The 20,434-nt window shown below is 58.8% G+C and carries 19 protein-coding genes; 9 read left to right on the top strand and 10 right to left on the bottom strand.

The window, feature by feature from the left end:
* Nucleotides 1-7: 7 nt before the first annotated feature.
* Both nirB and nirD read left to right on the top strand, forming a co-directional pair.
* Entirely contained in the window at nt 8-2,524 is a 2,517-nt protein-coding gene (gene nirB, locus WD429_RS07745; RefSeq protein WP_368421603.1) for a nitrite reductase large subunit NirB, read from the top strand.
* A gap of 60 nt (nt 2,525-2,584) precedes the next feature.
* Nucleotides 2,585-2,953 (top strand): nitrite reductase small subunit NirD, encoded by a 369-nt coding sequence (gene nirD, locus WD429_RS07740; protein WP_368421602.1) that lies wholly within the window; start codon nt 2,585-2,587, stop codon nt 2,951-2,953.
* 16 nt (nt 2,954-2,969) lie between these two features.
* On the opposite strand, the gene WD429_RS07735 is transcribed toward nirD, so the two are convergent.
* Together WD429_RS07735 and WD429_RS07730 are read right to left on the bottom strand one after the other, a co-directional pair.
* Nucleotides 2,970-3,377 (bottom strand): TM2 domain-containing protein, encoded by a 408-nt coding sequence (locus WD429_RS07735; RefSeq protein ID WP_368421601.1) that lies wholly within the window; start codon nt 3,375-3,377, stop codon nt 2,970-2,972.
* A 107-nt stretch (nt 3,378-3,484) separates the two neighbouring features.
* A complete protein-coding gene (locus tag WD429_RS07730) occupies nt 3,485-4,591 on the bottom strand; it encodes a helix-turn-helix domain-containing protein (protein ID WP_368421600.1) in 1,107 nt (368 codons plus the stop codon).
* Between the two features lie 252 nt (nt 4,592-4,843).
* Between WD429_RS07730 and WD429_RS07725 the strand changes: the two genes are divergently transcribed.
* Nucleotides 4,844-5,737, top strand: a complete 894-nt coding sequence (locus WD429_RS07725; protein ID WP_368421599.1) for a metal-dependent hydrolase — start codon at nt 4,844-4,846, stop codon at nt 5,735-5,737.
* Nucleotides 5,738-5,750: 13 nt separating this feature from the next.
* On the opposite strand, the gene WD429_RS07720 is transcribed toward WD429_RS07725, so the two are convergent.
* The gene (locus tag WD429_RS07720) at nt 5,751-6,566 is read right to left on the bottom strand and encodes an SDR family NAD(P)-dependent oxidoreductase (RefSeq protein WP_368421598.1); all 816 of its coding nucleotides are present in this window, start codon (nt 6,564-6,566) and stop codon (nt 5,751-5,753) included.
* A 176-nt stretch (nt 6,567-6,742) separates the two neighbouring features.
* On the opposite strand from WD429_RS07720, the gene WD429_RS07715 reads away from it, so the two are divergent.
* Both WD429_RS07715 and WD429_RS07710 read left to right on the top strand, forming a co-directional pair.
* The gene (locus WD429_RS07715; RefSeq protein WP_368421597.1) at nt 6,743-7,198 is read left to right on the top strand and encodes an NfeD family protein; all 456 of its coding nucleotides are present in this window, start codon (nt 6,743-6,745) and stop codon (nt 7,196-7,198) included.
* Nucleotides 7,199-7,204: 6 nt separating this feature from the next.
* On the top strand, nt 7,205-8,239 hold the full coding sequence (locus WD429_RS07710; protein WP_368421596.1) for an SPFH domain-containing protein: 1,035 nt from the start codon (nt 7,205-7,207) through the stop codon (nt 8,237-8,239).
* Between the two features lie 10 nt (nt 8,240-8,249).
* Here WD429_RS07710 and yfbR read toward each other — a convergent pair whose 3' ends face one another.
* Nucleotides 8,250-8,843, bottom strand: a complete 594-nt coding sequence (yfbR, locus tag WD429_RS07705) for a 5'-deoxynucleotidase (protein ID WP_368421595.1) — start codon at nt 8,841-8,843, stop codon at nt 8,250-8,252.
* Nucleotides 8,844-8,952: 109 nt separating this feature from the next.
* Between yfbR and WD429_RS07700 the strand changes: the two genes are divergently transcribed.
* Nucleotides 8,953-9,780, top strand: coding sequence for a substrate-binding periplasmic protein (locus WD429_RS07700; RefSeq protein WP_368421594.1), 828 nt, complete (start codon nt 8,953-8,955; stop codon nt 9,778-9,780).
* Nucleotides 9,781-9,799: 19 nt separating this feature from the next.
* Here WD429_RS07700 and WD429_RS07695 read toward each other — a convergent pair whose 3' ends face one another.
* Entirely contained in the window at nt 9,800-12,463 is a 2,664-nt protein-coding gene (locus WD429_RS07695; RefSeq protein ID WP_368421593.1) for a DUF748 domain-containing protein, read from the bottom strand.
* 126 nt (nt 12,464-12,589) lie between these two features.
* On the opposite strand from WD429_RS07695, the gene pdxH reads away from it, so the two are divergent.
* The 3 genes from pdxH (at nt 12,590) to WD429_RS07680 (ending at nt 14,398) form a co-directional block, all read left to right on the top strand.
* Nucleotides 12,590-13,225: a pyridoxamine 5'-phosphate oxidase gene (pdxH, locus tag WD429_RS07690; RefSeq protein WP_368421592.1), complete on the top strand. Its 636-nt coding sequence runs from the start codon at nt 12,590-12,592 to the stop codon at nt 13,223-13,225.
* Complete coding sequence (locus WD429_RS07685; RefSeq protein WP_368421591.1) at nt 13,225-13,806, top strand: DNA-3-methyladenine glycosylase I; 582 nt, start codon at nt 13,225-13,227, stop codon at nt 13,804-13,806. Before pdxH ends, WD429_RS07685 begins: the two co-directional genes overlap by 1 nt.
* 142 nt (nt 13,807-13,948) lie before the next feature.
* Nucleotides 13,949-14,398: a DUF3429 domain-containing protein gene (locus WD429_RS07680; protein ID WP_368421590.1), complete on the top strand. Its 450-nt coding sequence runs from the start codon at nt 13,949-13,951 to the stop codon at nt 14,396-14,398.
* Between the two features lie 12 nt (nt 14,399-14,410).
* Here WD429_RS07680 and WD429_RS07675 read toward each other — a convergent pair whose 3' ends face one another.
* The 5 genes from WD429_RS07675 to WD429_RS07655 all read right to left on the bottom strand — a co-directional run bounded on the left by WD429_RS07675 (nt 14,411) and on the right by WD429_RS07655 (nt 20,328).
* Nucleotides 14,411-15,853, bottom strand: coding sequence for an aspartate kinase (locus WD429_RS07675; RefSeq protein WP_368421589.1), 1,443 nt, complete (start codon nt 15,851-15,853; stop codon nt 14,411-14,413).
* 52 nt (nt 15,854-15,905) lie between these two features.
* The gene (gene ectB, locus WD429_RS07670; RefSeq protein WP_368421588.1) at nt 15,906-17,174 is read right to left on the bottom strand and encodes a diaminobutyrate--2-oxoglutarate transaminase; all 1,269 of its coding nucleotides are present in this window, start codon (nt 17,172-17,174) and stop codon (nt 15,906-15,908) included.
* Between the two features lie 124 nt (nt 17,175-17,298).
* Nucleotides 17,299-17,814 carry a diaminobutyrate acetyltransferase gene (gene ectA, locus WD429_RS07665; RefSeq protein ID WP_368421587.1) on the bottom strand — a complete coding sequence of 172 codons (516 nt, stop codon included), beginning with the start codon at nt 17,812-17,814 and terminating at the stop codon, nt 17,299-17,301.
* 149 nt (nt 17,815-17,963) lie between these two features.
* Nucleotides 17,964-18,914 carry a hypothetical protein gene (locus WD429_RS07660; RefSeq protein ID WP_368421613.1) on the bottom strand — a complete coding sequence of 317 codons (951 nt, stop codon included), beginning with the start codon at nt 18,912-18,914 and terminating at the stop codon, nt 17,964-17,966.
* A gap of 10 nt (nt 18,915-18,924) precedes the next feature.
* Complete coding sequence (locus WD429_RS07655; protein ID WP_368421586.1) at nt 18,925-20,328, bottom strand: sodium:solute symporter; 1,404 nt, start codon at nt 20,326-20,328, stop codon at nt 18,925-18,927.
* Nucleotides 20,329-20,434 lie beyond the last annotated feature (106 nt).

Here is a 20,434-nt window from a genome sequence, read left to right as displayed (position 1 = left end):
AACTACCATGAAAAAACAGAACCTGATCGTGATTGGCAACGGCATGGTTGGCCACCATTTTCTGGAACAGCTGACCGCCACCCCGGCGGCCGAACACTTCGACATCAAGGTGTTCGGAGAGGAAAAGCTGCTGGCTTATGATCGCGTCCACCTGTCCGAATATTTTGGCGGTTCCACCCACGCTGATCTGGCCATGGGCACCGCGGACTGGTATTCACAAAATCACATCGACCTACGCCTGGACGAACAGGTGGTTGGCATTGATCGCGACCGCAAAACCGTCACCACACCGCTGGGTAACTACGCTTACGACGAACTGGTGCTGGCGACCGGTTCCTACCCCTTCGTGCCGCCAATCAAAGGCAATGAGCACCCGCACTGCCGGGTGTACCGCACGCTGGAAGATCTGGACGGCATTCGAGCCAGTGCACAGGGCGTTAAAACCGGCGTGGTGGTGGGCGGTGGGCTGCTGGGCCTGGAAGCGGCCAATGCCCTCAAGAGCCTGGGGCTGGAAGCCCAAGTGGTGGAATTTGCCCCGCGCCTGATGCCCGTGCAACTGGATACCGACGGCGGCGCGCTGCTCAAGAACAAGATTGAAGAGTTGGGCGTGCAGGTACACACCGAAAAAGCCACCACCGAGATCGTCGAGGGCAAGAACGCACGCCTGCGAATGAACTTCAGTGATGACAGCCACCTGGAAACCGATCTGATTGTGTTCTCCGCCGGCATCCGCCCCCAGGACGCCCTGGCCCGCGCCAGCGGCCTGGAGATTGGCGAGCGCGGCGGCATCGTGATCAACAACCAGTGCACCACCTCCGACCCGCACATCCACGCCATCGGCGAGTGCGCCCTGTGGGAACAGAAGATCTTCGGCCTGGTCGCCCCCGGTTACACCATGGCCCGCACCCTGGCTGCCGCTCTCAATGGCGACCAGGAGGCCGCCTTTATCGGGGCCGACATGAGCACCAAGCTCAAACTGCTGGGCGTAGACGTTGGGTCCATCGGGGATGCCCATGGCCAGGCACCGGGTGCCCGCAACATCCGGTTCAACGATGAACAGGCCGGCCACTACCGCCGCATGGTGATCAGCGAAGACGGCAAAACCCTGCTCGGTGCCATTCTGGTGGGCGACAACAGCCACTACGACACCCTGCTGCAATACGCTCTCAACGGCATCACCCTGCCGGACAATCCGGAAACCCTGATCCTGCCGGAAAGCCAAGGCGGTGCCCCGACCCTGGGCCCGGATGCACTGCCGGAAACCGCCTCCATCTGTTCCTGCCACAACGTCACCAAGGGCGATATCTGCGGCGCGATCGATGCCGGCTGCGGTGACCTCGCCGGTGTCAAAGGTGAAACCAAAGCCAGCACTGGCTGCGGCGGCTGTGCCGCACTGCTCAAGAACGTGGTGGACAGCGAACTGGAAAAGCGCGGCGTGGAAGTCAGCAAGGACCTGTGCGAACACTTCCCTTACAGCCGTCAGGACCTGTTCAACATCGTCAAGGTCAACGGCATCCGCACCTTCCGCACGCTGATCCGCGACCATGGCAAGGGCCACGGCTGCGATATCTGCAAGCCTACGGTGGCATCCATCCTCGCCACCTGCTGGAACGAGCACATTCTGGCCACCGACCACGTGCCCCTGCAGGACACCAACGACACCTTCATGGCCAACATGCAGAAGAACGGCACCTACTCCATTGTGCCGCGCATCCCCGGCGGTGAAATCACCCCTGACAAGCTCATCGTACTGGGCGAAGTGTCGAAGGAGTACAACCTGTACACCAAGATCACCGGCGGCCAGCGCGTGGACCTGTTCGGGGCCACCCTGAGCCAGCTGCCAGAGATCTGGGAAAAACTCATCGCCGCCGGCTTCGAAACCGGCCACGCCTACGGCAAATCCCTGCGCACGGTGAAATCCTGCGTGGGCAACACCTGGTGCCGCTACGGCGTGCAGGACAGCGTAGGCATGGCGATCACTCTGGAAGACCGTTACAAGGGCCTGCGCGCGCCCCACAAGGTGAAAATGGCGGTCTCGGGCTGCACCCGAGAATGCGCGGAAGCCCAGAGCAAGGACTTCGGCGTGATCGCCACCGAGAACGGCTGGAACCTTTACGTCTGCGGCAACGGCGGCATGCGCCCGCGCCACGGTGATCTGTTCGCCACCGACCTGTCCGATGAGGAGCTGATTCGCACCATCGACCGGGTGGTGATGTTCTATGTGCGCACGGCGGATCGTCTGCAGCGCACGAGTGTGTGGCTGGAGAACCTGGAAGGCGGCCTGGATTACCTCAAACAGGTGGTTCTGGAGGACAGCCTGGGCCTGGCTGCCGAGCTGGAAGAGCATATGGCGGATCTGGTGGGCACTTACCAATGCGAATGGAAAACCGCGGTGGAAGATCCGGAAAAACGTAAGCGCTTCCGTGAGTTTGTGAACGCGCCGGAGCAGAAAGACCCGGTGCAGCAGTGGACAACGGAGAGGGATCAGCGACGGCCGGTTTTGGAGTCTGAGACTGTTTCTTAGCCTGCTGGTTGAGGGGATGAGCGCGCAGAAATATCGAAAGAAGATTCTGGAGAACTGATTATGAAAACTCGTACTACTTGGGACTGCGTTTGTAAGGTCGAAGACCTGGTGCCGGAATCCGGTATTGCGGTCTGGACCAAAGATGGGCCGGTGGCGGTGTTTTATTTGCCCCACCGGCTGCCGGCGTTGTTTGCGGTCAGCCACACCGACCCTTTCAGCGGCTCGAACGTACTTGCACGGGGCATTACCGGCGACATCAAGGGCGAACCGGTGGTGGCGTCCCCGTTGTACAAACAACACTTCAGCCTGCGCACCGGCCAGTGCCTGGAAGACGAAACCGTCAAAATCAAAACCTACCCGGTACTATTGGACGGCGACCAGATCCTGCTGGAAATACCGGCCATCCTACGGGAAACCACCGCAGCCTGAAGCGGCCAAACGGGGCTCAGCCAAACTTCACTTCCCGGTTGCGCTCTGAGATCTGGCCGTTCAGTGTCCAGAAATCGTACAACACCCCTAGCAGGAACAATCCGCCGGTCAGCAGATAGAGAATGCCGGTGATCCATTTACCCATGTACATCCGATGCAGGCCAAACACGCCGGTAAAGGTGAGCAACAGCCAGCCGATGTTGTAGCTGACCTCACCACCCCGAAAGCGCAGGTCCGCTTCCCGGTCCATGGCCGGAATCAGGAAGAAATCGATGATCCAGCCGATAAACAGCAGCCCCAGGGTAAAAAACCAGATGGTGCCAGTGATTGGCTTGCCGTAGTAGAACCGGTGAGCGCCCAGGAAGCCGAAGATCCAAAGGAGATAGCCAAAGAGCTTGCTGTGGGTGTCTTTTTCGGGTGACATTGTGTTTCCTGGATAATTGGGTGATTTGGGTTGTCGGATTGTTGTCGGGTTACGCTTTGCTAACCCGACCTACGGAACCTGGACGGCCCTCTCCCAGCCAGCAGGCCTCAGGGCCCCAGCTCCGGCGCAGGATCAGGCCCTCCCTCGCGAAACTCGCTGGCCGACTTCCCGGTCCACTTGCGGAAAGCCCGGCTGAAGTTGGACAAGTCAGCATAGCCCAACTCATAAGCAATCTCGCTGACCGACTGGCTCGTGTACCGCAACAGCTGGATGGCACGGTCCTTGAGCACCAGCTCGACAATTTCCCGGTAGGAGGTCTCTTTGTCCGCCAGCCGCCGTTTCAGCGTTCGCGATGACACGCAGAAGCGCTTCGCCATGTCCTCCTGCGACGGCAACGGGCCCGGCGTCATCCGCAGCATGTTGCGGATCGCCAGGGTGATGTCCCCCTGTTCCTTCAGCGCCTTTTGCAGCTCGAACTCGCACTGATCGCGAGCCATACGAGACGCATCGGCATCCGCCAGGCGCATGCGCACGTTCAGCAGGTCCTTTGGAAACACCATCATTTCCTCCGGTTGGCCATACTCGAAGCGCACCGGCAACTGGTTCGCAAACCGGGCGTAATAGTCCGGTTCGGGTTTGCTCAGGTGCACCGCCACGCCGGGCAATTTGCCATCGGTGAGGGCAAAGCCGCGTTTCTCGGCGTCGTCCCGATCCAGCAACTGCTCAGTGAGCAGAATCAAGGTCGCGCTCACGGTTTCCGCCAGAAACGGGTACAGCCCGGGGGCGTCGAATTCGGTGCGCAACTGAACCAGCACGTTATCGCCCGCATCGGACTGGCTCATGCTCAGAAACGGGGCGCGCAGCTGCAGGTAGCGGCGCACCGAATCCAGCGCGCCGGCAAAGGTCGGACTGGTCAGCGCAGCAAAGCCCAGGGTGCCGTGGATGGTCAGCCTCAGTTCCCGCGCCAGCATGAAACTCAGGCCATCCTTACCCGCCAGGTTCAAAGCACGCTGGGCCATCAGTATCGCGTCGGTCACAAAAACACGGCTATCGTTCGTTTTGAGGTCCTGGGCGGTGAAGTTCAGGCCGTCATACAAGGCACGGTCGTTGTGGCCAAGCTGCCGCACCGTTTCCGCCAGCACTCGCATGTACACGCCGGGCACCAGGAAAAACCCGAGCATTTGCCGCTCTTTATCCGGGCTGGTGTTGGCCATAGCTTGTCCTTGTGGAGATAGTAGGAACGTTCATCTGATGCTAACAGAAGCGGTCGGCCACAACATTGGGGCAGGCAGCACCTGTGACGCCGTCAGCATAGTCAATGAAACCGCCGTTCCGGGGGTCCGGAAAAAAGCCGTTGGCCCAAGGTGAACGATGGCCGTCCCGTTCACGCATTCTAAGTCGTTGTTGACTCACACACACTGGAGGCATGACATCAGCCAAAGCGTTTGATCGCGAGGAGTAGAGCCATGCTGAGAACAAAAACTGCCGAGTCCCGGGTTCCGGCCTCCAACACTCCAGACAACGTCTCCATCAAGCCCCAGCGTATGGGCTTTGAATTCGGTGAACAGGTACCCCAGTACTGGCTCGACAATAACCACCTGTTGAGCCACACCATGAACGCGCTTTCCGTGCTGTTCCCGCAGGGTGAGCAGTTCTTCGTGGACGCCGTACGCTACTACCGCGACCAGGTGACCGACCCCAAGTTGAAAGCGGATGTGCGTGGTTTTATCGGCCAGGAAGCCATGCACTCACTGGAGCATGACGCCATGAACCAGCATGTGCGTGACCGCGGCATGCCGGTGCAAGACCTCGAACAGCAGCTGGAGATTATCCTCGACCTGTCCAGAAAGCTGCCCAAGCGCCATCAGCTGGCCATTACCTGCGGCCTGGAGCACCTGACCGCGATGATGGCCGACATGCTGCTGGAGCGCAGCGACGTGCGCGAAGACATGCACGAGAGCATGCGCCCGCTGTGGATGTGGCACGCCATTGAGGAAACCGAACACAAAGCAGTCACTTACGACGTGTTCCAGGAAGTCGGGGGCACCTACGCTGAGCGGGCATTCTATCTGGCCTTCAGCACGGCCGCACTGGGCGTGGTTGCGAGCTATTTCACCACGCGGATGATGCTGAATGACCGTGGTAATTTCTCACTGAAAGGTTCCGCCAAGGGGCTGTGGCGCATGTGGGGCAAGAACGGTGTGTTCTCCAGCCTGATTCCCACCTGGCTGGAGTACTTCAAGCCGGGCTTCCACCCCTGGGATCACGACAACAGCGAACTGATTGCCCGTTTCAAGGAAGAGATCAACGCGCACATTGCGCCGCAATACCAGAAAGGCAATCGCCGGACCCTGCAGTAACCGTTGCGGGCTCTCAGACGTACAGGTTTTTCCGGGAGAAGCGCTCGACCAATGGCTGGTAGGCGGAGCCCAGTAGGCGGTTGACGGCATCGATACCCCAGGCATCCGGGCCCACCAAAATCCGTGACTCGTTCTTGAGGATGCCTTTGATGATGATGTCCGCGGCCTTATCCGGCGTGGTCATCGCCAGTTTGTCAAAGCCCTGGCGTTGCGCGGCGGCGTTCTCCGATTTGCCCATGCGCGCGGCATTGGCAATGTTGGTGCGAATACCGCCGGGGTGGACGCAGCTGACGGCGACCCGCTGGTTTTCCAGTTTCATTTCCTGGCGTAGGGACTCAGTAAAGCCACGCACCGCGAACTTGGCAGCGTTGTAAGCGCTCTGCTTGGGCACGCCGATCAGGCCAAACACACTGGAAATGTTCACCACGTGGCCGTCGCCGGAAGCAATCAGGTGTGGCAGGAAGGCGCGTGTGCCGTGGGCCACGCCCCAGAAATCGATGTCCATCACCCATTTGAAGTCATCGTCGGTCATCTCGCGAACCGAGGCAGACAACGCCACACCGGCGTTGTTGATCACCAGGTTAACCTGACCAAAGTCCTTGGCAACCTGTTCGGCGTGGGCATAAATGGCATCACGGTCAGACACGTCCAGCTTGTAGGTTTTTACCTCGGCACCCTTGAGCTCAGTGACGGTTTCCGCCAGACCCGCTTCGTTGACGTCAGACAGCGCCAGGCGGCAACCACGGCCTGCCAGGGATTTTGCCAGAGAACGGCCAATACCGGAGCCCGCGCCGGTTACAACCGCAACCTTGTTTTTCAAATCTTTCATGGCCACTGCCTCTTTTCGGTCTTTTGTTGGGTGTTGTTTAGAACAAATACTCTAGCAGCTGTCGGTTTTCTCACCATGGCATCAGAGGTACGTCACACCGGGCACTCAGGCCAATCCAAAAGGCGTGCTACAATCGCCTCGACTTTCCAAATCACCGATCAATGAGCACTGCTTGTATGGAATGGAGTCTTACGCATTTCTGGCTGATACTCGCCCTGGTCCTGGGGCTCGCGGAGCTGACGTCCGGCGTACTGGTGCTGCTGGCACTGGGAATTGCGGCGGCACTGACAGCAACGCTGGCGTTCCTGGGTCTGCCGTTTGAATGGCAACTGGTGGGTATGGGGGTGTTCTCGGGCATTCTGGTTCCGGTCGCCATTCGCTGGATTCGCCCACGATATTCGCCCAAGGGCGTGGCCTATGGCACCACGGGCACCGGCGTGGAGCAGGGCCGCCGCTATGTGTGCGAGCGGCGCGACTTCGACGGTGCGCTCGGCATCAAGGTCAACGGCGACTTCTACCGCATTCGTACCAGTGACAGCACGGCAACCGAGTTGCCAGCAGGCACGGACGTCATTTTCGAACGATTCGACGGCACCACCGCCGTCGTTCACAGCGTCAAACCCACGGAGTAATTCAGTATGGAAGCACTTTTCTCACCGGGCCTGGTTATCAGTCTCGTTCTGGTTGTTATCGGCATTTCCATCATCGCCAAGGGCCTGGTCATCGTGCGCCAGTCCGAAGTGATGGTGATTGAACGATTGGGCTCTTTTAACCGGGTTCTGGAAAGCGGCGTGAATATCATCATTCCGTTCATTGAGCGCCCCCGCGCCATCACCATGACCCGCTATATGCGCATCGGCGACGAATACCACCCCAGCAGCAGCTTTGAAACCCGCATCGACCGCCGCGAGACCGTCATGGACTTTCCCGGCCAGCCGGTGGTGACCACCGACAACGTCACCGTGAACATCAATGGCGCGCTCTACTACCAGATCATCGACCCCCGCCGTGCCGTGTACGAGGTGGCCAATATGAGCCAGGCCGTGGAAGTACTGGCGAAGACCACCCTGCGTTCGGTGGTCGGCAAGATGGAACTGGACAAGCTGTTCGAATCCCGTGGCGAAGTGAACAACGCGATTCAGGCGGAAATGGAAGAAGCTGCCTCCAAGTGGGGGGTCAAACTGACCCGCGTTGAGGTTCAGGACATCAGCATGCCGGAGGAAGTGGAAGAGGCCATGCGCCTGCAGATGGCTGCAGAGCGTAAGCGCCGGGCCACGGTCACCGAAGCAGAGGGTGAAAAATCCGCTGCCATCGCCATGGCCCAGGGCCAGCGTGAGTCCGCCATCCTCAACGCCCAGGGTGACAAGGAATCGGCTATCCTGCGCGCCCAGGGTGAGCAGGAATCGATTCGCCTGGTGCTGAGCGCCATGGGCGAATCCGAGGAAAACAAACAGACCGTTATCGGTTACCTGCTGGGCCAGAGCTACATCAAGGTGTTGCCGAACATGGCCAAAGACGGCGAGCGGGTGTTCGTGCCCTACGAATCCTCGGCGCTGCTCGGCTCCATGGGTATGTTCCGCGAGTTGGCGGGCAGCCCGGAGGACATGGTTCGCCACTCAGCACAGCGTGACGGACTGCGAAGCGGCATGGTGGCATCGTCCGGCGGCGTCTGAACAGACGCCATTAGCCCAGAAGATTGTCCAAAGGCTGCTGATAGCCCGGCGCAAATACTTCCATGAAGTAGGCCACCTCGGGCAATCCATCCTGATCCAGCCGGCGGGCAATCTGCTCGGCGGCTGGTTCAAATTCCGTGTTCCCGGTGCGAATTTCGGCCTGACACTTGAGCAGCGCCGACAGCCGATCCGCGGCCTTGATCAGTTCCCTTTCTTCCCGCGACAACTGCGACTCCCGCACGTAGGGCGCGAAGTCGTCCCTTAGATCCGGCGGCAACAGCGCCAACAGCTCCGCTTCAGCCTTGTGTTCAATATCGCCGAACGCTTCTCGCATGACCTGCGAGTGGTATTTGACCGGCGTGGGGAGATCGCCGGTGATCACTTCCGTGGCGTCGTGGTACAACGCCGCTGCGGCGATGCGGTCGGCGTTCACGGAGCCGCCGAAATGCCGGTTACGGATCAGCGCGAGCGCATGGGCCAGGGTGGCCACTTCCCAGGAGTGGGTCGCCACGTTTTCTTCGATAGCATTACGCATCAGGCCCCAGCGCTTGATCCAGCGCAGCCGGGATACGTAAGCAAAAAAATGGCTCAGGGGACGATTCACATCAAGAAGCTCCGTTTTGCACAAGTTTATAATCTGGCCCTATCTGACCGGAATCCCATAGTGTTAATCTGAATAAACACTCAATCTTTCACCTACCAGGGAGCCACCCTTGTCGTTGATCAAAAGGCTGAAGCTTATCGCCCTGGTTGTCGTCTTTGCTACCAAAGCGCTAGCGGCATCCGCAGCGGGAACAGATCTGGACATCCGGGTGGGCGTCTACAATTTCCCGCCCATCGCAGGCTTCAGCGATAACAACAAGGTCGAAGGGCTGCTGGCAGACACCTTAACGCACCTTGACGAGGCCCACCCGGAGGTGAGCTTTGAGGTCATTCACACGTCCCCCAAACGGCGCTACCTGGATTTCCGCGCCGGCCTGTACGACGTGATCTTCTTCGAAAGCCCGGATTGGGGCTGGGAGACTCTCGCCCATGAGGCCACCATACCGATACTGACCGATGAAGAACTGTTTGTGGCCCTCAGAAAGCCAGATCGCGACCTGAGCTTTTTCGACGACCTCAGCCAGCGGCGAATTGTCGCCATCTCGGGGTATCATTATGGCTTCGCGGATTTCGAAACGAACAACGCCGAGCTGGAAAAACGCTTCAATATTGAATTCTCCGATAGCCACCAGCGCAACATCGATCTGATCAAGGCCGACCGGCCGTCGGTTGCGGATGTCGCCATGGTCAGCCGTTCCTATCTTCAGCAGCATCTGGAACGCCACCCAGAGGACTGGAACACGTTTCTGCTATCAGACCAGCCCGATCAGGTGTATCGGCTCGCCATCATCACCCGTAAGGGCGGGCCGGTGGATGCCAGCGACATGATCCGGCTGTTCCAACCTCTGATGAGCGATGGCACCTACCGGATGCTGGTGGAAAAATGGGGCCTGCAGTTGCCACCCGGATTCCTCACCGGCTTTCCCTACCTGCCATAGCGGTCTTGCCATAGCGTTGCTATCGGGCGTCCAGCTCAAATTGTGCGGCGACAACCCCCTCCTTATCAGGCCTGGCATCACCCTCGGGCTCTTCCAGCGATATCTGCTCACTGTCCACACCGTACTTCTCTATCAATTGCCTCTGTAACCACTCCCCGCGCGCGGCAGCCAGACCCGCCAGTGACGCCTCTGGTACGCTATCGACTTCCGGGGAAGCCGCGCCACGGATGGCCAACGCCAGCGCGGGCCGTTTTTTGAGGGCATCGGCCAGTGCTTCCAGTTTGGGCATTTCGCCTTCGGCCAGCTGCACCTCCCCGGCCACAAAGTTGATCTCACGGAGCTCTTCGTCAGACAGCCCCGCCAGTTCCGCCACCGACCCCAGGACGCTGAACGGTGAGGTAGCCGCTCGGCTGACCAGGTTCACGAAGCCTCGCATCACCAGTTTGCTCATATTGAAATCAGGGTCGTTCATGTCACCGCTGACGGGGAGGTCGATTTCAATGACACCGTCGCTGTCGCGCAGCAGCGCGAGCCCAAGCTTGATGGGGGCGTCCACCGCCTCTTCGCTCTCCACAGACTCACCCAGACCCAATTGATCCATCACAATCAGGTTGGCGGCATTCAGGCGGCTGCCGGCCAGCTCATAATTCATTTCCAGAGTGAGTTCTCCGTCTTCCACGGCATAGCCAAGGTACCGACCAAAATAGGGTGACAGCTTCACCAGCGAGGCATCCTCCACCTTCAGGGTCAGGCGGCTGACCTCATCCGTACCCAGAGTTCCCAGTGTGCCTTCAAGCGTCAGTTTCGACGCTTTTTCAAGTTGCCCCCGAAGCGATACCCGCCCTTCTTGCGGTGAAATATTACTTGCCCCGGTCACCGACCCCTTAAGCGCCTCAATGACGGTGGAAAACACCGGCTCCAACGTGCGATCGGTGTAGGACAGATCGCCGTCTTCCACCTGCAACTGCTCGATGCGGAAAATCAAACCCTGGCCCTCGTCGCCGTCCGAGCCGCTGGCCTCTTCGGAACCGGAGGATGCCTCGCCGTTACGGAAAATGCGCTCCAGATTGTGCAGGCCATCACCGCCGCGCACGACGTTCATCGTTGGCGCACTCAAGATCACCGTGCCAATCTCCAGCCGCGCGGGGTTCACGTTGTACTCCACCGGCGCTACCCGCAGCGTCTGCCAGGAGAGCAAGGGTTCATCGGAATCGGGCAAGGTCAGATCCAGCTGCGACAGTTCGCCGGTGCCGCTAAAAGTACCGGTCAGCGGGTCTTGCTGGCCGTCCAGGTCCAGATTGCCATCCAGCGAGAGCATCCCTTTACGAACCTTCAGGTCAGCCACTTCACGCACATACGGCTCGAACGCAACCAGGTCAATTGCAGAGCCACTCACGGCGGCTTCCAGCGTAAACGGGGCCAGGGTTGCCTGCCCTTCCAGCGTCAGCGAGCCGCCCTCAGGCAATGCTCCCTGCAGACGGTAATGGGAAGGTTCGTCCAGTTCATGGGTGACGGTGCCGAGGGCAAACGACACGTCTTCCACGGTGATCTCGGCAGCATCCGTGGGCACGTCGTCCCGCCACCGTAACCGACCCTTCTCCAGTTCCAGCCCAGCCACCGACCACTGGAATCCATCCTCGTTAGCGTCGTCTTTCTGGATGTCGGACTGCCACGCTTCCACTAAGTCGATGTCACCGCCGCTATTGCGTGCCATTGCCAGGTCCAGGCCGTCGGCCTTGATAACGCCCAGCTCCAGGGCTTTCCGGGGCCACTCAAAACGAATCTGATCAACCGACAGCCGGTCGGCGCTCATGGCGGTGTCTTCACGGCCAGGGTTCAGTGCCAGTGCCGGATTTTCCAGGTCCAGGGTGCCATTCTCGGTGTTCAGGTAGAACTGGTCGGCCTTTCGAAGCTCATAATCGGTCGTCGCGGTTGCCTTGCCTTCTCTCAGATCGTAGGGCAGGTAGGGCGCGAGGAAGTGCCGGAGGGTTTCATGGTCGACGTCTGCCAGACTCAGCCGGCCATTGGAATACAATGGGTTGATGCTTAGCTCACCCTCCCAATCCAGAGTCTGGTCTCCCAGTGCCGCCTGCAGGTGGTACCGGCCACCTTTCTCCCGCTGCCAGGTGGCCATATCGCTGATACTCATATCCAGCGGGGTAATCCGGAATTCAGCCGGCTCTTCCTGGGTGTAATCGCGGAACAGCAGTTCTCCGCCGCCCACCGAGACTTGCCCGAAATGCAGTTGCAGTGGCTCGCCGTCATCTCCGGAGGATTGCGGGTTCGCTTGCTGCCAGTCTTTGATTAGGTTGACGCCGCCATTTTCCAGCAGATCAAGCCGAATATAAGGCTCTTCCAGCTCGACTGACTGGAGCCCGACCACGCCAGTGAACAGCTTCCAGAAACCGATGTTGACGTACAACCGGTCAAACTCAAGCACTTTCTCGCCACTGGGGTCATCCGCGCTCAGCGCCCGGGCGTCGACACTCAGCAGGAACGGATTGGCACGAATGTCCTCGACCTGAGCCTGCCAGCCCATGCGCTGTTCCAGTTGTTGCGGCAGCATGCGTTCCAGCCACCAGGGCAACAACAGAAATCCCGCCAGGGCATAGACCACTACCAGCACCATCAACCAGAACCAGATTCTTCGATACACCGGCTTGCCCGCTTTTGTTCTGGTCACGGTCGTGCTCCCTGATTGATTACCGTCGGTTTCCATCACTCGCCAATCCTGAAAGAATAGACCACCGTATCTTGGTGATGCCTTCAATATAACTGAAGATGCACCCATAACGACAGGACCCGCCCGATGGATATCAGTGACATGCGGCGCGATTTCGAGAGCGAAGGCCTCGACCGCAGCGCCCTGGACGACAACCCGGTACAGCAGTTTCATCGCTGGTTCGAAGAAGCCCGGGCAGCGGGCATTCTCGAACCCAATGCCATGTCTCTGGCAACCGCTGATCGCGATGCCATGCCCGACATACGCACGGTGCTGCTTAAATACTTCGACGATCAGGGCTTTGTGTTCTACACCAACTATGGCAGCCGCAAAGCCAGGGAGATGGCGCAGAACCCACAAGCCGCACTGCTGTTTCCATGGATCGGCCTGAATCGCCAGGTGCGGATTCAGGGCAGTGTGTCCCGGGTCAGCAAAGCCGAATCCTTGCGTTATTTCACGTCACGCCCGCGAGGCAGCCAGATTGGTGCCTGGGTGTCGGAACAGAGCAGGGTCATTACCTCTCGCGGGGTACTCGAGCAGAAAGTGGCTGACATGAAGCGCAAGTTCGCCGATGGTGAGATACCGCTGCCTGATTTTTGGGGTGGCTATCGGGTGGTGCCCCAACGGATTGAGTTCTGGCAGGGCCGCCCCAGCCGTCTCCATGATTGCTTTGAATACGTCAGGGCAGGCGATGGCTGGCACATTCAGCGACTGCAACCCTGATGGACGACAATCAACGCTGCCCATGGTGCGGAACCGACCCCCTGTACGTTCATTATCACGATACCGTATGGGGCCGTCCGGAATACGACGAGCTCGCACTGTTCGAAAAACTCTGCCTGGACGGCCAGCAAGCCGGACTGAGCTGGCTCACCATACTGCGCAAACAGGACAGTTACCGGCAGGCCTACGATCATTTTGATCCACAGCGCATTGCCCGCTATGACGACCAGACCGTGGAGCAACTGCTCGCCAACCCCGGCATCGTCCGCAACCGCCTGAAAGTTCACTCCATTATCCGCAATGCCCGCAGTTTTCTCGAACTCAAGGACCAGGGCGTGGATTTCACCGAATTCCTGTGGTCGTTTGTGGAGGGAAAGCCCACCCAGAACCGCTGGCGAGCCTTTGCTGACGTGCCGGTGACCACACCCGAGGCGGAAGCCATGTCACGGGCACTGAAAAAAGCCGGATTCAACTTTGTCGGCCCGACCATTGTCTACGCGTTCATGCAGGCAACCGGGATGGTGAACGATCATCTCGTGGGCTGCCCTCAGCACGAGGTCTGTCGCAAACTGGCAAATTGATCCTATTGCTTCCGGTGGTCGTAAACCTTCCGGTACCACTTCACCTCCGGAGCACCACGGTGAGAATGTCTTTAAATCAGCGTATTAACAGCAGTGTCCACACCCCCAAAGCCATGAGAAGCCGGGTGCAGGGGCGAGGATCGTGATCGCTGTTGCCAGGCTCGCTGTTCTGGTTGGTATTCTGGGGCTGATCCCGTTTCTGGCCGCCGTTTCCTGCTTGTTCTCCATGCCCGCCCACAGTGACATGGTCGCTGGCTGGTTCTATCTTTACAGTGCCGGCATTCTGGCATTTATGGCGGGGGTTTACTGGCCTATTGCCATGCAATTGGGGAATCGGTGCTACCCGTTGTCACCCTTGGTCACCATGGTGCTCAGCCAGGTTTTCTTTCTCACTGCGGGGCTTGGTTTATTGCTGACCACAGGCTGGCAGATCCTGCTGTACACCACGGCTTATCTCGCGCTTTACCTGGTCGATGCGCGCTGGATGAGAGCCTACTGGCCAAACTGGTATCTGCGCCTGAGAATGGGGCTGACGCTCGTGGTGTTGGCCTGCCAGATTGCAGTGGGTACCTGGTTTTTCCTCACGCACTGAGCGGTTCGCCGATTACGCCGCAACAATGGCGTACTCGTGGTTGTGCGGCTCAATCAATGAACCGTGCAGGGCGACAATAGCTTTCTCGTAATTGTCCTCGTCCACGACAAACTGGATATCGACCTGGCGCATGCACTGATGAATGGCCAGCACGCTGATTTCTGCATCCGCCAGGGCTTTCACCGAACGGGCCAGAATGCCCGGTACTTTCATGTCACTGCCGATGGCCGATACCAGTGCCACCTTGCGGGTGTTGATTTCACCGTGGGGAAACACTTCCTGCAAGGCTTTCACCACACGCTTCACATGCTTCAGCGTGGTATCCACGTAGTGGGTGATGGTGTTGGCGTTGGTGTCCTTGGCCATGAACCGCACCTTGAAGCGCGTCAGCACGTCGAGAATCTTACGATCGGAACCTGGCTCACCCTGCATGTCCTGATCGAACACTTCGATGGCAAACACGCCTTTGGTGCCAGCAATAATTTCGACCTGGGGCTTCTCACTGACGTAATCACCAGTAATCAGCGTGCCCGTGTGTTCCGGCTCGAAGGTGTTCATCACCCGCAGCGGGATCTCATTCTGACGCATCCCTTTGCCTGCACGAGGGTGTATCGCTTCCATCCCCAGGTTGGCTAACTGATCCGCCACGTCATAGTTGGTGCGGCCCAGCGGCACGACCTTGTCAGCACCCACGAGATTGGGATCGGCGGAGCTGAGGTGGTATTCCTTGTGGATAACGGCTTCGCGCGCTTCGGTGATCACCGCCACCCGGCTGAAGGTCATCTCGCTGTAGCCGCGATCAAACGTTCGCATCAGACCTTCCTGGCACTGCGCGTAGCCCGTCACGATGGGCAGTTCCCGGGTCAGATCAACCGCATCAAAGGCCTGCTTCAGCTTCTCATCCAGAGGCAGCAATTCATTATCACGCCAGCCCGTGAGATCCACGAAACGGGCATTAATGCCTTCCTGTTGAAGCTTCAGCGCGGTATTGAAGGCGCTGTGGGCTTCACCAATACCGGCCAGCATTTCCCGCACGGTGAGCAGGTGCTCCTCAAGCTGGAACTGGCCGTAGGAACACAGGCGCTGCAGGTCAATCAGACAGCCCCGCACACCCTCAATGCGATCGGTGATGAACTGGTCCGCCTGCTGTTTCAGCATCGGGTCATGGAACAGCTCACCGTTGATGTCGGTGAGAAATTTCACCAGTTTGGTGAGATCGTCGCCCCAGGCCCAGTCGGATTCCGCATCGGCAAACAGGGCGTATACGCCCGGTTCACCGGTTTTTTTGTGCTCCAGCAATTCGTTGGTTACGCCACCATAGGCGGACACCACGAAAATGCGCTGGTACAGGTCTTCCTTGCTGCGGCCACCGATAATGATGTTGTCGCGAACGGCCTCGTAATTGCTCATCGACGTGCCGCCGATTTTCTCTACCGTGTGTAATTGGGTCGTCATAATGTTGTCTTCGCTATCTTGCAGAATGAATGTCCGGATAAGGGTGGCGTCTTTATGACGCCTCGCTGATCCCTTCCTGCATAATTTCATCCACACTTTTGGCCAGCAGCGCGGCACCTTTTTTCAGGTCGTCCTCACTGGTGGTCAGCGGCATCAGACACTTGATGACTTCGTCATTGGGGCCACTGGTTTCGATGATCAGACCATGCTCGAAAGCGCGCTGGGTAATCGGGCCCGTGATGTCCGCATGTGTGGCTTCAATACCACGCATCAAACCACGTCCCTTCATTTTGAACTCACCTGAGTACTTGTCGCAAATCGCCTGCAGGGCATCGCCCAGAACCTTGGTCTTGGCCTTCACTTCGTTGGCAAACGCGTCGTCTTTCCAATAGGTGTCCACGGCGGCGCGAGACGTGATAAACGCCATATTGTTGCCACGGAAGGTACCGTTATGCTCACCCGGACCCCAAATATCCAGTTCCGGCTTGAACAGCACCAACGCCATCGGCAGACCGTAGCCGCTGAGGGACTTGGACACCGTCACAATGTCCGGCTTGATGCCGGCGAACTCAAAGCTGAAGAACTCGCCAGTGCGGCCGTTACCGGCCTGGATGTCGTCCACGATCAGCAGAATGTCGTGTTTCTTACAGAGCTCAGACAGCCCCTTGAGCCACTCTGCACGACAGGCGTTCAGGCCGCCTTCGCCCTGGACAGCTTCAACGATCACCGCCGCCGGCAGCTCGAAACCGGACGAGCCGTCACTCAATAGCTTGTCCATGATCGCCAGGCTGTCGACGTCGTCGCCCAGATAGCCGTCGTAAAACATGAAATCGACGTTGCCCAGCGGCGTGCCCACACCACCCCGGTGATGCTTGTTACCGGTCGCGGCAACCGCGCCCATGGTGACGCCATGGAAACCGTTGGTGAAAGAGATGATGCCATTCCGACCCTTGACCTTGCGCGCCAGCTTGAGCGCCGCTTCCACGCAATTGGTGCCGGTGGGGCCAGTAAACTGCATTTTATAATCCAGACCGCGCGGGTCCAGAATGTATTTCTTGTAGGACTCGATGAAGTCGTGCTTGGCGGTGGTAAACATGTCCAGGCCCTGGCTGACGCCGTCCGCCTCGATGTATTCCAACAATGCTTTCTTAAGGATATCGTTGTTGTGGCCGTAGTTCAGGGAACCGGCACCGGCCAGGAAGTCCAGATACTCTTTACCATCTTCGGTGTACAGATGCGCGTTTTTGGCGCGGTTAAAAATCACCGGAAAGGCACGGGAATAAACGCGTACTTCAGATTCAATCGACTTGAAAAGTTCCATTATCTTGCCTCTTAGCATGTCAGGTTCGAGGTAACTGTGGGGCAGCCTTTAATGGCAGGCCCACCTCAGTGGCCTGCCGGCTTGTCCGGATGCGGTCAGTAATGCCTGCGTCAGTAACAGGCGCTCAGACTGGCTTGGTGAAAGGCCCGATACGCAGCAGAAACTCGGGGTCGTGATGGCCGCCGAAGTGGGTCTCTTTCTCAAAATGCTCGTGGTAAGTGAGCTCAGCCCCCAGATCACGCGCGAACGACCGGAACAGCGCCCAGGACGCCTCGTTGTCCTCGGTGATGGTGGTCTCCAGGTGCGTCACGTTGCTGCAGGCCTCCCGGGCCACGATCTCTTTCAGCATCCGCTTGGCCAGGCCCTGTCCACGACCTTTCTCGTGCACGGCCACTTGCCACACAAACACGGTTTCGGGCTGTTGGGGAGGGATGTATCCGGAGATAAAGCCGACCAGATCGCCTTCCTTCTCCGCGGCCACGCCGGTGTCGGCAAAGTGGCTGCACTGCAACAGGTTGCAGTAAATCGAGTTGGGGTCCAGCGGCGGGCATTCCGCAACCAGCTGGTGGAGCCTGTAGCCATCATCCTTGACCGGTGTACGAAGGGTGATGGCGGTGGTATTTGATCCTTCCGATGTCATAGCGTGATGGTTTCGCGTCAAAAAGTTAGCGTTAAATTATATAGACCACAAAATATATTTCAAGTTGAGCTGATACCGCCAGACTCACGTCCAACCAGCCCACCTCTTTAGAATAGCGCGAATTAAAGCGTCTGCCAGTGACAAATTGATTAAGAAAAGGACGGAAACCCGATGCGCTCAGGGCTCAGCGTGGTCCCTGTCTGTAGGCGCCTGCGGTAAGAGGCAGACGCCGCAGAGCCTGCAGGCCACAGGTGGTCAAACTCCGGCAGCCACGCGTTCAGATCGTAGGCCACCGGCATTAATGACACATGAAGTCCACGCTGCTCCATGCCCGCCACCGGCTCAGCCAGGGGGCTGGAAAATCCCAGGCGAGTGACCAGCCCACGGGGGTCGGAGCGCAGATTCCCCATACCGGCCGACCCATTGTTGACGGCCACGCACGATCGATCGTCAACCCGGCCAGACCACAAGGCCGGGAGGCAGGTATGAGTCGAGGCGATCAGATCCGCACCGGTCGCCCGGAACCACTCGGCCACTGTTTTTTCATTGCCTGCGGCAAACGATTCATGAGCCAACCCCCAGCCCGCGAGGGACTCAGGGTCGCCGTGCAGCACCAAAACCTTTAGGCCTCCAAATAACACGCAACGATGCCGGGGCAAAAGGGACAGGCGCTTCTGAATATCCGGGTGCCCTTCGGCGATCCCCTGTAGCCGCGCCATGATGTGGTTGGAGCGCTCTACCACACTCTGGTCGACGAACTCGGGGTAAGCACAACCGCACCCTGCACCGGCACTCGGACGGGCCAACTCGAAATCAACATTGCCCAGGCTGACGGTGTGATCCAGCACGCGGTTGTTGATGTCCCGAAACAGCGCGTCGCTGGCGTTAAACCAGTTAAAATCGCCATTGAACATCAACCGCACCCGATGGCCCTGGCGCTCTTCTGCCAGCGCCATCTGCTCTATTTCATCGAGGGCGTAAGGGTTACCGTAAAGGCCGCCGATGATGTAAAGCACATCGTCGGATACCTGCATGGCGTCTTGGCAAAGCGATGCGGGATCGTACCGGTACGCCAGGGGGCAACTGCGGCCCTCGCTCATTGCGGCCACATCAGACCTCCCCCGCCGCCAGCGTGCGCCCGGCCAGCCGTCGCATCAGCAGCGGCAGGAAAAATCCCGCCGTGCAGATCAAGAAGCCGTAGGCATTGACCCCCAGCAGCATGGCATAGGCCCCGTCGCCGATGGCCCAGCTCGCAGGTATCAGCCCCACGGCCAGCAGCAGCCCAAGGCCGAGGCCGGTCCAGAAACTCAGATGAAAACTCCAGGGCGACCAGCGGGTGAAACCATAAAACAAAAACACCGGTGCCAACCCCATCACCATGGTGCCGGAAATGGTGGTGGCCTTGAGGATATCGGTACCGGCGAACATCGGCAGGTTGCCCAGCAGCGCAAACACAATCATCACCACCGCACCGACCCGCATACTTGGCAGTTTGTCGCTGGCGCGCCGCGCCAGCCGCGGCAGATCCACCGCCAGGGATTTCGCCAGCGAGGAAAACGTCGAATCCAGCGTGGACCCCGCCGAGGTCATCATTACCACACTCATAAAGAACAGCGCCGCCAGACCCAGCGATTGCCCCACGGCGGCCGGTGCGTTACCCATGGCTTCGATGCCATTCAGGCGGGCATGCACGCCCACCAGGCTGAAAATAAATACCGCGACAAACCCCAGCAAACCAGCCACTACGAAGCTTTTGAGCATGGTTTTTTCCTTGTTCACAAAGCCCCGGTCGGTCAACACCGGATCGTGGAACGGGTAGCTGAACAGCTGCAGCAGGGCGACCAGTAGCAAATCGAACCCAGCATCCAGCCGGAACTCGCCATTGCTTAGCAGAGCGCTGGTCTCGTTCGCGGGAATGATCAAAAACAACACCGCTCCGACAAAGAACACAAACACAAATGCCTGAATCACATCGGTAAAAATCGACGACCGCAACCCGCCCTTGAGACTGTAGGCCAGCGTAAACACCGTGAACAGCATCGCCGCCGCGTAATATTCCCATTCTCCCGGCAGCCCGAAGTAGCCCCCCACCACGGCGGTGTTACTCCACACTTCGTTGTACAACCGAATCAGGATCGCTGCCGCAAACGCCAGGCTGGCCAGCCGCCCAAAGCGGGACGTGAGGAAATCCTGAAGGCTGCGGGCCCCGGTCTGGGTGCGGATCAGGTAAATCACATAACCGGCCACGGGGATCGACAACCAGTAACTGGCATAGGCCAGGCCACCGACAACACCGTAGGCTGCGCCCAGGTTGGCGGCGTTGGTGACGGATTTGGCGAAGATCCAGCTGATAAAAATGCTGGCGGTGAGTGACCACTGACCCACCGGGTTGCCGTGATCATCCGCGCCTTTATAGAACGAATTGGCGTTCTTGCTCTTGGGCGACAGTACGTACATGACCACGCCGTAGACCAGCAGAAATCCCCAGAACAGGGAGGCTTCAGTAAAGTTCATTGTTCAGTTCCGGTGCTTTTATTTTGGCTTAGGTGTTTGGTTGGTCAGGGATGGAAGGGGGTCCCAAAACGAGAATCGTTGCTTCTCTGATTTTTTTGGGACCCCC

Origin of the sequence: Marinobacter sp. (genome assembly GCF_040904845.1) — a bacterium.
Lineage (GTDB): Bacteria > Pseudomonadota > Gammaproteobacteria > Pseudomonadales > Oleiphilaceae > Marinobacter.
This window is presented reverse-complemented; position numbering and strand designations above follow the sequence as displayed.

What these genes read in the sequence shown, in the direction of transcription:
- nirB (WP_368421603.1), top strand. Translation starts at nt 8, where the DNA reads ATGAAAAAACAGAACCTGATCGTGATTGGCAACGGCATGGTTGGCCAC.
- nirD (WP_368421602.1), top strand. Translation starts at nt 2,585, where the DNA reads ATGAAAACTCGTACTACTTGGGACTGCGTTTGTAAGGTCGAAGACCTG.
- WD429_RS07735 (WP_368421601.1), bottom strand. Translation starts at nt 3,377, where the DNA reads ATGTCACCCGAAAAAGACACCCACAGCAAGCTCTTTGGCTATCTCCTT.
- WD429_RS07730 (WP_368421600.1), bottom strand. Translation starts at nt 4,591, where the DNA reads ATGGCCAACACCAGCCCGGATAAAGAGCGGCAAATGCTCGGGTTTTTC.
- WD429_RS07725 (WP_368421599.1), top strand. Translation starts at nt 4,844, where the DNA reads ATGCTGAGAACAAAAACTGCCGAGTCCCGGGTTCCGGCCTCCAACACT.
- WD429_RS07720 (WP_368421598.1), bottom strand. Translation starts at nt 6,566, where the DNA reads ATGAAAGATTTGAAAAACAAGGTTGCGGTTGTAACCGGCGCGGGCTCC.
- WD429_RS07715 (WP_368421597.1), top strand. Translation starts at nt 6,743, where the DNA reads ATGGAATGGAGTCTTACGCATTTCTGGCTGATACTCGCCCTGGTCCTG.
- WD429_RS07710 (WP_368421596.1), top strand. Translation starts at nt 7,205, where the DNA reads ATGGAAGCACTTTTCTCACCGGGCCTGGTTATCAGTCTCGTTCTGGTT.
- pdxH (WP_368421592.1), top strand. Translation starts at nt 12,590, where the DNA reads ATGGATATCAGTGACATGCGGCGCGATTTCGAGAGCGAAGGCCTCGAC.
- WD429_RS07685 (WP_368421591.1), top strand. Translation starts at nt 13,225, where the DNA reads ATGGACGACAATCAACGCTGCCCATGGTGCGGAACCGACCCCCTGTAC.
- WD429_RS07675 (WP_368421589.1), bottom strand. Translation starts at nt 15,853, where the DNA reads ATGACGACCCAATTACACACGGTAGAGAAAATCGGCGGCACGTCGATG.
- ectB (WP_368421588.1), bottom strand. Translation starts at nt 17,174, where the DNA reads ATGGAACTTTTCAAGTCGATTGAATCTGAAGTACGCGTTTATTCCCGT.
- ectA (WP_368421587.1), bottom strand. Translation starts at nt 17,814, where the DNA reads ATGACATCGGAAGGATCAAATACCACCGCCATCACCCTTCGTACACCG.
- WD429_RS07660 (WP_368421613.1), bottom strand. Translation starts at nt 18,914, where the DNA reads ATGAGCGAGGGCCGCAGTTGCCCCCTGGCGTACCGGTACGATCCCGCA.
- WD429_RS07655 (WP_368421586.1), bottom strand. Translation starts at nt 20,328, where the DNA reads ATGAACTTTACTGAAGCCTCCCTGTTCTGGGGATTTCTGCTGGTCTAC.